This is a genomic window from Microbacterium oryzae (assembly GCF_009735645.1).
GTDB lineage: Bacteria > Actinomycetota > Actinomycetes > Actinomycetales > Microbacteriaceae > Microbacterium > Microbacterium oryzae.
In genome coordinates, this window is record NZ_CP032550.1 from 1,569,573 (window position 1) to 1,584,374 (window position 14,802).

A 14,802-nucleotide genomic window follows, 5' to 3' on the forward strand; every position below is an offset into this window, starting at 1 on the left:
GCCATCCGCCCGGCTAGCGCTTGCGCCGGTGCGTCGCACTCTGTCCAGCGATTCGCTCAGCAACGCCCAAGTAGTATTCCGGGTATGGCGGATGGCGGGGGGCGCACGGTAGTAGCGCGCGCCCCGGTACCCCGCCACGAGGGCGATGCGCGCACACGATCCATCTGGCGCCATCAGCTCATCCTCGCCTTCAGCACGGTCGCGATCGTCACGGTCGTCGCACTGCTGCAGCCGGAGCTCTTCGTCATCCCGACCTTCGGGTTCGGGCTCACGGCGGTCATCGTCTGGACCGTTCTCGCCGTCGCCCTCCCCTGGCACCGCCTGCCGAGCGGCGCCGTCCTCGCGCTGCCGATCCTCGACATCCTCTCGATCGGCCTCCTCGCGCAGGCGGGCGGCGATGCCCTCGGTCTGCTGTGGGCCTTTCCGATCGTCTGGCTCGCGAACTACTACTCGGTCGGATGGCTCGTCACCGGCATCTGCCTCGTCGCCGGCTCCATCCTCGGCGCGAGTCTCGCGAACGGCAGCTTCCAGACCCACGACGCGCTGCGCCTGTTCGCGATGGTGCTCACGCTCGCCTTCATCGGCATCACCCTGAGTCTGGGGATGAGCCGCACCCGCGCGGCCGCGCGCCTCATGCGCCGCCAGTCCCGGCAGCTCGACGCGGCCCTCGCCCTCGCGCGGCGCGAAGAGCAGCGACGCACCGCCCTCCTCGACACCCTGCAGACCGGCATCGCCCAGGTCGACCCCGACGGCACCCTCCCCGCGACGAACGCCGCCTACCGCCGCATGTACGGCATCGAGAACCTCCCGATGCTCCATCCCACGCGCGCGGTCGAGTACCGCGAACGACGGGGCGAGGCCATCCCCGCCGAGCAGACGACCGTCGCGCGCGCGGCCCGGGGCGAGAACTTCGCGGCCGAGCGGGTCTGGCTGTTCGATCGGGATGGCCGGTGGCGGCTTCTCGAGGTGTCCGCCCGCTATCGCCTCGACGGGATGATCGTCGTCGCCGAGGACGTCACCGCGCAGACCGAGGCGAAGACCGAGCGCCAGTCGATGGCGCGGGCGGTGTCGCACGAGCTGCGCAGCCCGCTGACGGCAGTGCTCGGCCACGCCGACCTGCTGCTCGAGCGCAGCGACCTGCCCGACTCCGCACGCGAGCAGCTCTCGACGATCGAGAACGCCGCGGAGCGCATGCAGCACCTCATCGCGCGCATCCTGCAGGACCCGGGGCGCGACCCCGCCGACGCGCACACCGTCGTCGACCTCGCCTCCATCGCCGTCGCCTCGGTCTCGGCCTTCGGGCCCGCCGCGCTCTCGGGGGGCGTGCGGATCGTCCGCCCGGAGGAGGGCGACAGCGCTGTCATCGTGGGCGACGGGTTCCGCCTGCGGCAGGTCGTCGACAACGTCATCGGCAACGCGGTGAAGTACACCCCTCGCGGCGGCACCGTCACCGTGCAGGTCTACTCCACCGGCGACGAGGTCGGGGTCAGCGTCGCCGACACCGGCATCGGCATCCCCGACGACGAGGTGGCGCACATCTTCGATCAGTACTTCCGCGCCTCGAGCGCCCGCGACGCCGGCATCCCCGGCACCGGGCTCGGCATGGGCATCTCGCGTGAGATCGTCGCCGAGCACGGTGGCACCCTCGAGCTGAAGAGCGCCCTCGGGCACGGCACCACCGTGACCATCCGGCTCCCCCGCACCATCGACAAGGAGACGGCGTGAACACGACCGTTCCGTTCATCGCCGTCGCGACGGTGGCCTGCATCATCATGATCGGCCTGGGCTTCCTCCCCCGCCCCTCATATGCCGCGGCGCACTGGTCGCTCGCGTTCGTGCTCGCGATGAACGCCTCGTACACGTACCTGTACGCCGAGACGACCGACTACTGGTTCCTCCCCGCATACGCGTCGGGCATCTTCCTGCCGGCGAACGCGTTTCTCTGGACCGGACTGCGGTTCTTCAACGAGCGGCGCAGATCCGGATGGTCGTGGGCGACGGTCTATCTCGTCGCGTCGCCGACCGTCCTCATCCTCCTGTATCCCACGCCCTACTACTCCATGGCGTTCCGCCTCGACTTCCTCGTCTCGTGCGTCTTCGCGGTGCTGTGCATCGCCGAGCTGCTGAAGCTCTACCCGCGCGTGCACGAGGCCATCCTGCCGATGGTCGTCGCGGCAGCGATCTTCCCCGTGTTCGCGGTCTACGGCCTGCTCGACGGACTGCTGCGCTGGATTCACGGCAACCCCTCCTCGGACGACCTCGCCACGGTGCGCGCCGTGAACGGCGTGGGCACGAGCGTCTACATCGTCTGCGTGCTCATCACGCTGCTACTCATCGTGCGTCAGCCGCGTGCGGCGTCGGCGCGCACCGACGGCACGTTCGAGGCCGTCGCGAAGAACCGGCTGGAGCGCGCGCAGAAGACCGGCGACGACTGGTGGTCGCTCATCGACGTGCGGCTCGACGACCCGGAGGACATCCGCACCGCCCTCGGCGGCGGCGCCTTCGAGGAGATCGCGGAGCGCTTCTGCGCGGCCGTGAACGCGGGCCTCCCCGCCGACGCCGACATCGAGCAGCGCGGCGAGACCCGGTTCGTCGCCCTCGTTCCGCGCTCGAGCGAGGCCGCCCGCCGGCTCATCGTCTCGCTGCTGGAGCGGATCGGAGAACCCGACCCCGACCATCCGCTGCCCGTGCGCACCTCGGCGAGCATCGGATGGGCGACGGTCGCCGCCACCGGGTACGACCTCGACGCGCTGCTGACCGCCGCGAGCGACGCGAACGCCGCAGCCCGGCAGATGGGCGGCGACCGCTGGGAGCGCGCGGGCAAGCCCGACGTCGTGACCACCGGCATCGCCACCGTCACCGCCGGGAAGCGCGCGTGATGGTGCGGCGTGGGCGGATGGCGCGGGCTCCGAGGGCACCGCGGGCGGCTCGGGTGCGGCGGGTGTCGCGGGTGCCGCGCGCGCTCCGGTCGCCGTGGCTGTGGATCGGCGTGCTCAGCGCCGTCGTCGTCGGCATGCTCGCCGTGGGAGGCGTCTTCGTGAGCCACTGGGCCAACGCCGTCACCGCCCGCCCGCCCGGGGTCGGCACGGAGTTCATCGCGCCGACGCTGTCGAAGGCGCAGCGCGCGCTCGACTCCGACCTGACGCCCGAGCAGCAGGAGGCGGCGGAGTACCTCGCCGCGCAGCCCTCGACGTACTGGATCACCCCCGAGCAGGACCCGATCGGCCAGGCCGGCGCGACCGTCGGCGCGCTCGCCAAGCAGGCCCGCAGCGAGGGCAAGGCGCTGTCGGTCGCGGTGTACGGGTTGCCGGGGCGCGACTGCGGCAACCACTCCGCGGGCGGACTCGAGCCCGACGACTACAAGACGTGGGTCGCCGAGATCGGCGCCGCGCTCGACAACGCCCGCGACGTGCAGAAGATCGTCGTGCTCGAGCCCGACAGCCTCGCGCTCGCCCCCGAGTGCGGCAACCTCGACGAGCGCGTGACGCAGCTGCGCGGCGCGGTCGCCGCGCTGCAGTCCGTGGACACCTGGATCTACCTCGACGGCGGGCACAGCTCGTGGCTCGCCCCCGAGCGGATGGCCCAGCTCATCTCGGCCGTCGACGTCGCGGACTCGGTGCGCGGCTTCGCGACGAACGTGTCGAACTTCCAGTCGCTGACCGACGAGTTCGCCTACGCGCACGCGGTGGCCTCGCACCTCGACGGCATGCACGCCGTCATCGACACGTCGCGCAACGGCACCGCATCGGCGGGTGCGGAGTGGTGCAACCCCGCCGGGCAGACGGTCGGTGAGACCGCCGGCGAATACGGCGACGACGTCGTCGACACGAACCTCTGGATCAAGCCGCCGGGTGAGAGCGACGGCCCCTGCAACGGCGGGCCGGCTGCGGGCAAGTGGTGGCCCGAGGGGGCGGTCGCCCTGACGGCCGCTGCCCGATGACGAAGGCTAGGATGACTAGCAATAGCAGTATTCTGCATGCGAGTGGAGCAAGATGACTGACCCGGGCGTCCCGATCAAGACCGCCGTGATCGTCGAGGACGATCCCGACATCCGTCACCTCCTCGTGGAGGTGCTGGAGTCCGCGGGCTTCTCCACCGTCTCGGCGGGGAACGGCATCGACGGGGTGAACGCGGTGCTGCGGTATCAGCCGCTCATCACGACGCTCGACGTGAACATGCCGGGCATCGACGGCTTCGAGGCCGCTCGCCGCATCCGCGCGGGCAGCGACACGTACATCATCATGCTCACGGCCCTCGACGATGAGGCCGATGTCGTGCTCGGGCTCAGCTCGGGCGCCGACGAGTACCTGAATAAGCCGTTCCGCCCCCGCGAGCTGCGCGCGCGCATCGACGCCATGCTGCGCCGCCCCCGTGCCGGTGCGGCGGCGCCGGCCGCGCCCCGGCAGGATGCGGCCGGTCCGTCGTTCCCGGCCGCGCGCACCGCGCCTGGTGTGTCGGGGTTCCCGGCGGCGTCGGCGCCGTCGCCGCCCGTGCAGCCCGGCGCCCAGGGCGAGCCCGAGGTCTGGCGGGTCTCGCCCGCGAACGAGGCAGCGCCATCCGCCCCCGTCGTCGTGAACGGCGATGTCGGGCCGCAGGAGGGCGGGCAGGAGCTCGCCACCAGCGGGCCGACCGGCCTCGGCCCGCACACGCTCGCGCACCGCGACCTCTACGTCGACCCGGAGAGCCGCATCGCGAAGATCGGCGACCGCGACCTCGAGCTCACGCGCACGGAGTTCGATCTGCTCGCCGCACTGATGGAGTCGAAGCGCCGCGTGCGCAGCAAGGCCGACCTCACACTCGTGCTGCGCGGTGAGTCGTACGTGACGAGCTACTTCGTGGGCGACGCCGACAAGCGCGCGATCGAGGCGCACATGACGAACCTGCGTCGCAAGCTCGGCGACAATCCCGTCACGCCCCGGTACATCGAGACCGTGCGCGGCGTGGGCTATCGGCTGACGTCGCAGGTGGCGCCCGCCTACTGAGTCGTTCCTGCAAACGCGAGAGCCGGCCATCCGATGGGATGGCCGGCTCTCGCGTCCTCGAGAAGACTCAGACCTTGTAGCCGTGCTGGCGACGCAGGAGGCGGAAGATCATCGCGACGGTCTGGATCACGGTGACGATGCCGACGATCGGCCACCCCACCCAGAGGATCGACGACTGCACGACCGGGCCGAGCATGAGCCAGATCACGGTGACCGCGGCGACCACGACGACGAGGAGGATGAGCGGCATCCAGTGCGAGCTTCCGCCGCCCTTCTCCGCGCGAGCCTGCATCGCCCAGTTGTCGACCTTGCGGCGCGAGAGGAAGCGCGACCAGGAGCGGACGAAGTGACTCATCCGCACCCACATGAAGATCTCCGCGGGGAAGATCAGCGCGGCGAACAGCACGTCGCGCTTGGTGCGCGTCGCGAGGGTCATCGCGATGCGGACGTTCAGCAGCGTCGCGACGAGCGGCGTGATGAGCCACACCGGCGAGAAGACGAACGCACCGATGGAGAGCGAGCCGGCGAGCAGCACGACGAACGCGAAGCGCACGAACAGGTTCGTGAGCATGTCGAAGTTCTCGAGCCACCGCAGACGCAGGTTCGGGTGGAAGGGCTGGCCCTTGGTGTCGCCGCGCTGGCCGGGCCACATGAGCTCGATGGCGCCGTACGTCCACTTGACCTGCTGCGCGTCGTAGCCGCGGAGCGTGGTCATGCCGCCGACATCGGCGCGGGCGAAGGGGCTGATCTTCGTGAGGTACCCGGCGCTCTTGATCTGCAGCGAGAGAAGCGAGTCCTCGACCTCGCTGTCCTTCACCCACGGGGTGCGCTGGTGGTTGCTCTTCATGACGTCGCGCAGGGCCGCGGTGGAGAAGATCGAGAACTGCCCGCCGAGCACGGCCATGTTGCGGCCGCGCAGGAGGTTCTGCATGTTGAACGCCGCGAACTGCGTGCGCTGTCCGGCGATGAGGAACTTCGGGATGATGCCCTTGATCGGGCGGTCGTCGATCGAGTACACCGCGGAGATGCCGCCGATGCGCGAGTCGGAGACCGCCTCGTTCTCGAGGTGCTCGACCGCCTGGCGGTCGGCGACCGTGTCGCCATCCACACCGAGGAGGTAGTCGTAGCCCTCCACGAGCGAGTAGCCGTAGTTCAGCGCGCCGACCTTCTTGTCGGGGTTCTTGCCGATGTCGTGGACGAACACCTCGGTGAACTGGTCGCCGAGCTCGGTGGTGATCTCGTGGGCGCCGGCGTACTCCGAAGCGATGCGCACGGTGCCGTCCGAGGAGTTGTTGACGACGACGTGGATGACATCCGGCACGCGGGTCTGAGCGAGGAGCGCCTGGATCACATCGGCTATCGACTCCTCCTCGTTGTATGCGGGGATGATGCAGCCGATGGTCGAGCGGTGACCCGGGACATCCTCCAGCACGGAGGCGAAGTCGTCGGCGAATCCGACCGGCTCCATCTCGGCCGACGATGCGCTGGCCGGCTCCATCTCGGCCGACGGCGCGAGGGGGACGATGGTGGTGTCCTGGGTGGTCACGGTGGTTCCTGTCTTCGGGGTGCTTCGTTGAGACGAGTATTCCGGGCGGACCGCGAGGAACGGTGGGGTTTTGCCCCGACGAACCTCAAGATCAGCGCAAGGAAAATCAGCTCTGGGCGGCGAAGATCGCGATCGGGAGCGTCTGGTGGATCGTCTGCTCGGAGAACGAGCCGTCGCTGTTCGGCGAGCCCTCGGCCGACAGGGTCAGCGCGAAGTCCAGCGTGATGCCGGTGGTGCCATCCGGAAGCTGCGAGATCGTGCTCTCGGGAACGAGCAGCCCACCCTGGAAGCTGTTGAGCAGCAGACCGCGGTCGGTGCTCATGGCGTCGCTCGGCACGAGCGTGCGCGGGTCGGTGGTGAAGTTGACCGGGCCGGGCGTCTGCGCGGGGCTGAGCGTCGAGGTGACGGCGAGCTGCGAGAGGTACACGCGGCGCTTCTGGTCGAGCGTGGCCTTCTCTGCCACGCGGTAGTCGGCGACGTTGATGGCGTAGCCGAACGTCTTGTCGCCCGTCGTCGTCCACTCCTGGGTGCGCTTGGGGCTCTCGGCCCACACGTCGATGGTGACCTCGAGGTCGTCCGCGACGTCCGTCGTGAGCGACACCGAGCCATCCTGCGAGAGGACCGACTCGAACGCGGCCGCGTCGTCGGTGCCGGCGGCGCTCGTGGACGACGCGTCGGGCGTGCGCTCCACGATCGGCTGGGCCATCGCGGCGATCTGGCTGCAGCCGGCGGTCGCGATCAGCGAGGCGGCGAGGATGGCCGTGGCGGCCGTCGCGCGGATGGTGCGTGTGAGCATGACTGTTTCTCCTGGAAGTCCATGGGCGCTCGTGCGCACCTTGGCCGAGGTGCGCACGAGCGCAGTGGTGCCGTCGCACGAGCTCGGGTGCTGCGCGAGGGCTGGTCGCGTATTCGGGTTACGCGGGGCCGCCTCCCCAGAAGACGACCTGCTCAGATAATCACGCCGGATGGCCCGAATCCGGCCTCTCCGGGATTCCCTGCGTCAGTCTTGCGCTTGCCTTGAGGTTGGAGGCCGGTTGGGGTCGGCGGCTTGGTGCGCGCTTGGTGGGGGCTTGAGGTTCGGGACTCGCGGCCCTGCGGTTCGCCCGTGCGGGCGACACGGAATGGGGGCTGATTGCGGCTCGCCAGTGCGGGCGACGCGGCGGCGGCCGAGCGCGGCCATCCGTCGTGTCAGATTTCGGATGGCCGGGGCGGGTGTGCGCGTGTCGGCCACAGGAGGCGACTCCCGCACCACCGGCCCGAAATCAGAGACGCGACCCGGGCCATCCGTCGTGTCGGATTTCGGATGGCCGGGGCTGGTGTGCGCGTGTCCGCCACACGGGGCTACTCCTGCACCGGCGGTCCGAAATCAGGGACGGAAGCCGGGCCATCCGCCGTGTCGAATCCCAGATGGCCGGGGCTGGCGCGGCCGGGTCAGCCGGCGATGGCGACGGTGAGGCTGTCGGTCGCCGTCTGCTTCGCGTACTCGTCGGATGTCGGGGTCGTCTGCACGAGGAACTCGTACCGGATCTGCAGCGTGACCGAGCGGGTGCCATCCGGCACGGCGCCGATCGTGAACGTCTGCGAGTAGCTGTAGGGCGAGAGCACGAGGTATCCGTGCGGCTCGGTGGAGGCGTCCTCCTGCACGGGGAGCGCCTCGCCGCCATCCGGCACGACGGTGACGCTCGCGCGCTGCAGGTACACACCCTGCCCGTCGTTCGGCGTGATGGTCGTCGAGAGGGAGAGGCTCAGGGGCTTGGCGGCCGCGGCGGTCCACTGATCGAGCGCGAGGTCGGACCAGTACGTGACGTCGGCCACGACCGCGCCGGCGTCGAGCTGCCGCTTGGCGCTGCCGGTCTCGAGGTCGTTGACGACGGGCTCCGGGGTCTCGGTCGGCGCGGGAGCTTCTGCACCGTCGCCGTAGGAGCGCTGGGATGCGGTCGGCGTCGGGCTGGGGGTGGTCGCGTCGACCCAGGGCGCGGCCCCGTTGCATCCCGTGAGCGCTGCGGCGAGCGCGCCGAGGGTCAGAGCGAACGTGGCCCTCTTCATGGCGCGCATCGGCATCCCCTTCGTCTCAGCCAGGATACCGGTGTGGACACCGGCGGCTCCGGGCCTGCTCCCAGGGGCGCGAGCGCGGGGCGGGTCAGCCGCCCACCTCGTCGGCATCGCGGCGCTTGCGGGTCTGCTCGGCGCGCTGGCCGAGCAGCTCGTCCGCCGGGTACCCCACCTCGGTCAGCGTGAGGCCCCGCGCGGCGAGCACCTTGAACTCGCTCGTGCGCTCGAGGTTGTCGCGGATGATCCGAAGATGCTCACCCGTGAGCTTCCCCTCCCCCACCGCCACGCACGCGCCGACGAGCGCGCGCACCATGGAGTGGCAGAACGCATCGGCGCGGACGTTCGCGACGAGCACGCCGTCGGCATCCCGACGCCAGTCGAACTCGAGCAGGGTGCGGATGGTCGTGGATTCGGGACGAGGCTTGCAGTAGGCCGCGAAATCCCACAGCCCGACGAGGCCGCGGGCGGCCTCATCCATCGCGGCGACATCGAGATCCGCGCGGACGGTCGTGGTGCGGTGCCGCTCCATCGGGTCGTACCCGACGACCTGATCCGCGATGCGGTACGAGTACCGACGCCAGGTCGCCGAAAAGCGTGCATCGAACCCCTCGGGCGCAGTCGAGGCGCGCGTGACGAAGACGTCGGGGTACTGCCCGAGCACCCCGGCCATCCGCTTCGCCACGGGCTCGATCGGGTCGGCCGCTTCGGGGGCGTTGCGGCGCCGGACCGTGAGGCGCTCCCACTGCTCGTCGTCGACGTCGACGTGCGCGACCTGGCCGCTCGCATGCACGCCGGCGTCGGTGCGTCCGGCGACGACGAGCTGCACGGGCGATCCCGCGATGCGGCCGAGCGCTCCCTCGAGGGTGCCCTGCACCGTGCGGAGCGCGGGCTGGCGGGCCCATCCGCGGAAGTGCGTGCCGTCGTAGGCGATGTCGAGGCGGATACGACGCATCGCCGGCCCCTACAGCTGCGCGAGCGCCGCGAGCACGACCTGCGCGGAACGCTCGGCGGCGTCGTCGATGTGGGTCTCGAACTCCGTGCCGTCCGGCGCGCACAGGTCGCTGATCGCACGGAGCGATGCGAACCGCAGACCGAGGTTGAAGGCCGTCTGCGCGAGGGCTGCGGTCTCCATGTCGACGGCGAGGATGGCCGGGAACACCTCCCGCAGGCGGTGCGCGATGTCGACGGTGACGAACTTCTCACCGGAGCCGATCGCGCCCTCGCGGCCACGGCCATCCGCCAGCGCCGCCGTGATGAGCGCGGCGTGCGCGAACGGGTCGGGCGCGTAGCTCGGCGGCATGCCGGGCACCTGGCCGGGAACGTAGCCGAAGGCCTGCGCGTCGGCGTCGACGTTGATGTACTGCGTGCCGACGACGATGTCGCCGACCTGCACGCCGGGGCCGAGGCCTCCCGCGGATCCGGCGGAGATGAGGAGGATGTCGTCGCCGTAGCGATGCGCGGACCCGACGGCCGCGACGGCGGCATTCACCATGCCGATGCCCGAGCGGACGAGCACGAACGTGCGCCCGCCGACGACGACACCGCGGTGGATGGCCCGGCCGATCTGCACGGGTTCGGAGACTTCCGAGGCGGCATCGAGGAAGGGCTGGGCCTCCTCGTCCATGGCGACCTGGACGACGACGTGGCTCATGCCGCGTACACCGTGCTCCACTGGTCGCGCTCGGCGAGGAACGCGCGGACGGCGGACTGGGCGCCCTCGAGGGTGTGGTTCGCACCCCATCCGCACTGCGTCTCGTTCGCGGCAGGGACCTCGGTGGCGTCGAGGATGTCGGTGAGGGTCGCCTCGATGAGCGCGAGGACCTCGTCGTATGCGGGCTCGCCCTGCAGGATGAGGTAGAAGCCGGTCTGGCACCCCATGGGCGAGAAGTCGATGACGCGGTCGGAGTGGTTGCGGCTCTTCTCGGCGAACAGGTGCTCGATCGAGTGCACGGTCGGCATCTCGAGGTGCGCGCGGTTCGGCTGCGCGAAGCGGACGTCGTACTTCACGATGACGTCGCCCGCGGGGAGCTGCTTCCGGTTGGCGAGGCGCACATACGGCGCGGAGACGATGCGGTGGTCGAGGTTGAACGACTCGACGTTCATGCGGGGCGCTTCAGTCACCATCCGAGGATACGCGGGGTGCGGTTGGCGGGCGGTGGGTGCGGGGGGTCTTGCGGGGCGGGGGCCTGTAGGGGCGGGGGTCTGTAAGGGCGGGGGCCCTTGATGCGGTTCGCCAGTGCGGGCGACACGGCTCGCGGCTCGGAACCGTGTCGCCCGCACTGGCGAACGTGGGGAGGTTACTCGCAGCCGACGCCGTCGCCGTCGCGGTCGAGGTGGCTGCCGTAGCCCGGGTCGCCCACGCGCACGGGTGCGGCGCCCGCGTTGCGCGCCTCGGTGCAGTTCTTGTAGTACGCGCTCGGCTGCGCGGGCTCGGCGACCGGCGGCGCGGCCTGCTCCGGAGCGGCGGCCTCGGGAGCGGGAGCCGCGGCGACCGGCTGCGAGGCGAGCTCGTCGTACTCCGCCGTCTTCGCGTCGAGCGCGGCGGTCTTCGCGTCGAGCTCGCTGGTGAGGTCGGCGGTCTGGCCCTCGAGCTCGCTCACCTGCGCGGTGAGGTCGGCGGTCGAGTCCTCGGCCTTGGCCAGCGCGGCGACGGTGTCGGCGTGCTCGGCGTCGAGGGCGTCGTACTCGTCCTGGATGGATTCAAGCGCGCCCAGACGCTCGTCCATCGCGGCCTTGGTCTGATCGAGCTCGGCGACCTGCGCCGTGAGCTCGGAGTTCTCGGACGAGCTGCCCGCGGTGCCGAAGCCGGCCCCGAGGATGAGGCCTGCGATGGCGGTGACCGTCGGAACGAGGAACTTCTTGAGATTGCGCTTCTTCTTCGCAGGAGGTGCTGCGGGCGCGCTGAAGTCGAAGGTGGGTGCGGACATGGGTGACTCCGTCAGGGATCGAGCGAAGGCCGCCGGGGGGAGCGGCCGGAAGATTGCGTCCGGAAACGGTCCGGTCGCATTCCTTTGAAAATATCGCGATACCGTTAGAGGGCGCTACAGGCAGGAATGCCATCCTCGGCTCCGTCCGAGAGGTACCGAGGAAGCGCTCGCCAGTGCGGACGACACGTTTCGGGGGCGTTAGTCGTGTCGGCCGCACTGGTGAATCCCCGGACCCGCTCAAAACGCGAGAACCGCACCACGGAGCGGACCGGCCCCGCACTCGGTGGTGCCGAACCCGCGGAATAACCCAGCTATCCGCGACAAGGGCACCACCGAATCGGATGGTCGCGGCTTCGATGGTGCCTAACTCGCGGATACGCGCTTCAGAACGCGAGAACGGCACCACCGAGCGGACGAGCGCCGCACTCGGTGGTGCCAAACTCGCGGAATGGCCCCGCTATCCGCGACAAGGGCACCACCGAATCGGACGGCCCTGGCTTCGGTGGCGCCGAACTCGCGGATACGCGCTTCAGAACGCAAGAACCGCACCACCGAACGGACCGGCCCCACACTCAGTGGTGCCGAACTCGCGGAATCGCGCCCCGGCCATCCGCCGGCGCCCCGCGCTACTCCCCGCCGAGGTTTCCCGACAGCCGGCCGTGGAAGTCCTGCGTCGAGGTGTTCATCCCGACGATCTCCACCTCGACACCATGGCGCGCGTACTTCGTCTCGATCGCGTCGAGCGCCGCAACCGACGAGGCATCCCAGACGTGCGAGCGCGACATGTCGATGACCACGCGCTTCGGGTCGTCCGCGTAGGAGAACTGCGTCGTGAGGTCGTTGGACGAGGCGAAGAAGAGCTCGCCATCCACCTCGTAGCGGGCGACGCCATCCGCCACCGTCCGTCGCACGGTCGTGAAGTGCGCGACGCGGCGCGCGAACAGCACCATCGCGAGCAGCACTCCCCCGCCGACGCCGACGGCGAGGTTGTGCGTCAGAACGGTCAGCACGACCGTCAGCACCATGACCGCGGTCTCGCTCCGGGGCATCCGCCGCAGTGTCGAGGGTCGGATGCTGTGCCAGTCGAACGCGGCCACCGACACCATGATCATGACCGCGACGAGCGCCGCCATCGGGATCAGCGCGACGACGTCGCCGAAGAGCACGACGAGCACGAGCAGGAACGCTCCGGCAAGGAACGTCGAGATGCGCGTGCGGGCGCCCGCCACGCGGACGTTCATCATCGTCTGCCCGACGACCGCACAGCCGCCCATCCCGCCGAAGAACGCCGACGCGAGCTGCGCGGTGCCCTGGCCCCACGCCTCGCACGTCTTCGACGAGTGCGAGTCGGTGATCTCGTCGACGAGCTTGGCCGTCATGAGCGACTCGAGCAGGCCCACCGCCGCGACGCCGATCGCGTACGGCGCGATGATCGCGAGCGTCTCGCCGGTGAGCGGCACGTTCGGGATGAACAGCGACGGCAGGCTCCGCGGCAGCGCGCCCTGGTCGCCGACCGTCGGGATGTTCACACCCGCGACCACGACGAACACCGTCAGCACGATGATCGCGATGAGCGGCGCGGGGATGGCCGTGGTCAGCTTCGGGAACGCGAAGATGATCGCGACGCCGACGACGATCAGCGGGTACACGAGCCACGGGACGTCGATCACGTGCGGCAGCTGCGCGATGACGACGAGGATGGCCAGCGCGTTCACGAAGCCCGTCATCACGCTGCGAGGGATGAAGCGCATGAGCTTCGCGACGCCGAAGACCGCGAGCAGGATCTGGATGACGCCCGCGAGCATGATCGTCGCGATGAGGTAGTCCACGCCGTACGTCGGAGCGACCGGGGCCACGACGAGCGCCACAGCGCCGGTCGCGGCGGAGATCATGGCCGCGCGTCCGCCGACGATCGAGATGACGATGCCCATGATGAACGACGAGTAGAGCCCGACCCGCGGGTCGACCCCGGCGATGATCGAGAACGCGATCGCCTCGGGGATGAGCGCGAGGGCCACGACGAGCCCGGCGAGCACCTCGCGCGTGAGCGTGCGCGGTGAGCGGATGGCCTGCAGGACCGTGACGCCAGAGGACACCGTGCTCCTTCGAGAACGTGCGCGAGGATGGGAGCGGCCGAACGGCCATCCCCAACCCTACCGTAACGTGAGGGTTGCTGCCGACTGGAGAGGACGTCCGTGACCGCGACGATGCACATCGGCGAGCTCGCCGACCGCTCGGAACTGTCGCTGCGGACCATCCGCCACTACGACGAGATCGGGCTGCTGAAGCCGTCCGCCCGATCGGATGGCGGCTATCGGCTCTACACGGAGCGCGACTTCGAGCGCCTCATGCTGATCCGACGCATGAAGCCGCTCGGCTTCGCGCTGGAGGAGATGGGCGAGCTACTCGCGGCGACCGACGCGCTTGAGGCAGACCCGGCGGATGGCGCTGCTCGCGCGCGCGTCGACGCCTTCCTCGCCGAGGCGGTCGAGCGCCGCGCCAAGCTCGAGCGGCAGCTGGCGGCGGCGGACGAGTTCATCGCGCGGCTGTCGGCGCGGTAGGGCCGCCGCCGACCCGACCCCGGCCATCCGCCCCACCGCACCGCCCCACCGAACCGCCGCACACAGCAGAACGCCCCCGACCCGAAGGTCGAGGGCGTTCCGCTGAAGCGAGAGTTACTTCGCGTCGGCCTCGGGAGCGTCTGCCTCCTCGGCAGCCTCCTCGTCGCCGGCCTCGTTGTCGACGAGCGCCTCGCCGAGCTTGTCGTCGGCAGCAGCACCCGCCTCTTCGACCTCGGCGGGCTCAGCCGTCTCGTTCTCGTTGGCGACCGGAGCCGCCGACTCGGCGGGGGCAGCCGGCTCGGCCGAAGCGTCGGCGGCAGCAGCCTTCGACGACGTCGACGAGTTCTTCGCCTTCGGGGTGACGGGCTCGAGAACGAGCTCGATCACGGCCATGGGGGCGTTGTCGCCCTTGCGGTTCCCGACCTTGGTGATGCGCGTGTAGCCGCCCTCGCGCTCGGCGACGAGCGGAGCGATCTCGTTGAAGAGAACGTGGACGACCGACTTGTCGCCGATCGTCGACAGCACGGTGCGACGTGCGTGCAGGTCGCCGCGCTTCGCCTTCGTGATGAGACGCTCAGCCAGCGGGCGGAGGCGCTTTGCCTTCGTCTCCGTGGTCTTGATGGACTTGTGCGTGAACAGAGCCGCTGCGAGGTTCGCGAGAAGCAGACGCTCGTGGGCGGGGCCGCCGCCGAGGCGGGCACCCTTGGTGGGCTTAGGCATTTCGTGTTACTCCA

14 protein-coding genes are annotated in these 14,802 nt (G+C 70.2%); 5 read left to right on the top strand and 9 right to left on the bottom strand.

The features are described 5' to 3' along the window. The first annotated feature begins 84 nt into the window (after positions 1-84). The 4 genes from D7D94_RS07320 to D7D94_RS07335 all read left to right on the top strand — a co-directional run bounded on the left by D7D94_RS07320 (position 85) and on the right by D7D94_RS07335 (position 4,982). The gene (locus D7D94_RS07320) at positions 85-1,725 is read left to right on the top strand and encodes a sensor histidine kinase (RefSeq protein WP_156241992.1); all 1,641 of its coding nucleotides are present in this window, start codon (positions 85-87) and stop codon (positions 1,723-1,725) included. Further along, positions 1,722-2,879, top strand: coding sequence for a hypothetical protein (locus tag D7D94_RS07325; protein ID WP_156241993.1), 1,158 nt, complete (start codon positions 1,722-1,724; stop codon positions 2,877-2,879). Before D7D94_RS07320 ends, D7D94_RS07325 begins: the two co-directional genes overlap by 4 nt. 71 nt (positions 2,880-2,950) lie before the next feature. Continuing rightward, the gene (locus D7D94_RS07330; protein WP_246171722.1) at positions 2,951-3,940 is read left to right on the top strand and encodes a glycoside hydrolase family 6 protein; all 990 of its coding nucleotides are present in this window, start codon (positions 2,951-2,953) and stop codon (positions 3,938-3,940) included. A 52-nt stretch (positions 3,941-3,992) separates the two neighbouring features. Next, complete coding sequence (locus D7D94_RS07335; RefSeq protein ID WP_156241995.1) at positions 3,993-4,982, top strand: response regulator transcription factor; 990 nt, start codon at positions 3,993-3,995, stop codon at positions 4,980-4,982. Positions 4,983-5,049: 67 nt separating this feature from the next. Here the strand turns inward: D7D94_RS07335 and D7D94_RS07340 are convergent, their stop codons facing one another. The 8 genes from D7D94_RS07340 to D7D94_RS07375 all read right to left on the bottom strand — a co-directional run bounded on the left by D7D94_RS07340 (position 5,050) and on the right by D7D94_RS07375 (position 13,603). After that, positions 5,050-6,480 carry a glycosyltransferase family 2 protein gene (locus D7D94_RS07340; protein WP_156243368.1) on the bottom strand — a complete coding sequence of 477 codons (1,431 nt, stop codon included), beginning with the start codon at positions 6,478-6,480 and terminating at the stop codon, positions 5,050-5,052. Between the two features lie 154 nt (positions 6,481-6,634). Beyond that, positions 6,635-7,324 (bottom strand): fructose 1,6-bisphosphatase, encoded by a 690-nt coding sequence (locus tag D7D94_RS07345; protein ID WP_156241996.1) that lies wholly within the window; start codon positions 7,322-7,324, stop codon positions 6,635-6,637. A gap of 635 nt (positions 7,325-7,959) precedes the next feature. Further along, on the bottom strand, positions 7,960-8,583 hold the full coding sequence (locus D7D94_RS07350) for a hypothetical protein (RefSeq protein ID WP_246171723.1): 624 nt from the start codon (positions 8,581-8,583) through the stop codon (positions 7,960-7,962). A gap of 85 nt (positions 8,584-8,668) precedes the next feature. Then, complete coding sequence (gene truA, locus D7D94_RS07355) at positions 8,669-9,532, bottom strand: tRNA pseudouridine(38-40) synthase TruA (protein ID WP_156241997.1); 864 nt, start codon at positions 9,530-9,532, stop codon at positions 8,669-8,671. 9 nt (positions 9,533-9,541) lie between these two features. Beyond that, complete coding sequence (gene mtnN / locus D7D94_RS07360; RefSeq protein ID WP_156241998.1) at positions 9,542-10,231, bottom strand: 5'-methylthioadenosine/S-adenosylhomocysteine nucleosidase; 690 nt, start codon at positions 10,229-10,231, stop codon at positions 9,542-9,544. Further along, on the bottom strand, positions 10,228-10,704 hold the full coding sequence (locus D7D94_RS07365) for an S-ribosylhomocysteine lyase (protein ID WP_246171724.1): 477 nt from the start codon (positions 10,702-10,704) through the stop codon (positions 10,228-10,230). Before D7D94_RS07365 ends, mtnN begins: the two co-directional genes overlap by 4 nt. Before the next feature lie 173 nt (positions 10,705-10,877). Beyond that, the gene (locus tag D7D94_RS14355; protein WP_216648640.1) at positions 10,878-11,507 is read right to left on the bottom strand and encodes an excalibur calcium-binding domain-containing protein; all 630 of its coding nucleotides are present in this window, start codon (positions 11,505-11,507) and stop codon (positions 10,878-10,880) included. A gap of 626 nt (positions 11,508-12,133) precedes the next feature. Continuing rightward, positions 12,134-13,603, bottom strand: coding sequence for a SulP family inorganic anion transporter (locus D7D94_RS07375; RefSeq protein ID WP_156241999.1), 1,470 nt, complete (start codon positions 13,601-13,603; stop codon positions 12,134-12,136). A 111-nt stretch (positions 13,604-13,714) separates the two neighbouring features. Here D7D94_RS07375 and D7D94_RS07380 point away from each other — a divergent pair, with 111 nt between their 5' ends. Next, complete coding sequence (locus D7D94_RS07380; RefSeq protein ID WP_156243372.1) at positions 13,715-14,068, top strand: MerR family transcriptional regulator; 354 nt, start codon at positions 13,715-13,717, stop codon at positions 14,066-14,068. 114 nt (positions 14,069-14,182) lie between these two features. On the opposite strand, the gene rplQ is transcribed toward D7D94_RS07380, so the two are convergent. After that, on the bottom strand, positions 14,183-14,788 hold the full coding sequence (gene rplQ, locus D7D94_RS07385; RefSeq protein WP_156242000.1) for a 50S ribosomal protein L17: 606 nt from the start codon (positions 14,786-14,788) through the stop codon (positions 14,183-14,185). Positions 14,789-14,802 lie beyond the last annotated feature (14 nt).

Coding starts and splice junctions, on each gene's coding strand:
- D7D94_RS14355 (WP_216648640.1), bottom strand. CDS start 11,507: ATGTCCGCACCCACCTTCGACTTCAGCGCGCCCGCAGCACCTCCTGCG.
- D7D94_RS07320 (WP_156241992.1), top strand. CDS start 85: ATGGCGGATGGCGGGGGGCGCACGGTAGTAGCGCGCGCCCCGGTACCC.
- rplQ (WP_156242000.1), bottom strand. CDS start 14,788: ATGCCTAAGCCCACCAAGGGTGCCCGCCTCGGCGGCGGCCCCGCCCAC.
- D7D94_RS07335 (WP_156241995.1), top strand. CDS start 3,993: ATGACTGACCCGGGCGTCCCGATCAAGACCGCCGTGATCGTCGAGGAC.
- D7D94_RS07365 (WP_246171724.1), bottom strand. CDS start 10,704: ATGGTGACTGAAGCGCCCCGCATGAACGTCGAGTCGTTCAACCTCGAC.
- mtnN (WP_156241998.1), bottom strand. CDS start 10,231: ATGAGCCACGTCGTCGTCCAGGTCGCCATGGACGAGGAGGCCCAGCCC.
- D7D94_RS07350 (WP_246171723.1), bottom strand. CDS start 8,583: ATGCGCGCCATGAAGAGGGCCACGTTCGCTCTGACCCTCGGCGCGCTC.
- D7D94_RS07340 (WP_156243368.1), bottom strand. CDS start 6,480: ATGGAGCCGGCCAGCGCATCGTCGGCCGAGATGGAGCCGGTCGGATTC.
- D7D94_RS07380 (WP_156243372.1), top strand. CDS start 13,715: ATGCACATCGGCGAGCTCGCCGACCGCTCGGAACTGTCGCTGCGGACC.
- truA (WP_156241997.1), bottom strand. CDS start 9,532: ATGCGTCGTATCCGCCTCGACATCGCCTACGACGGCACGCACTTCCGC.
- D7D94_RS07345 (WP_156241996.1), bottom strand. CDS start 7,324: ATGCTCACACGCACCATCCGCGCGACGGCCGCCACGGCCATCCTCGCC.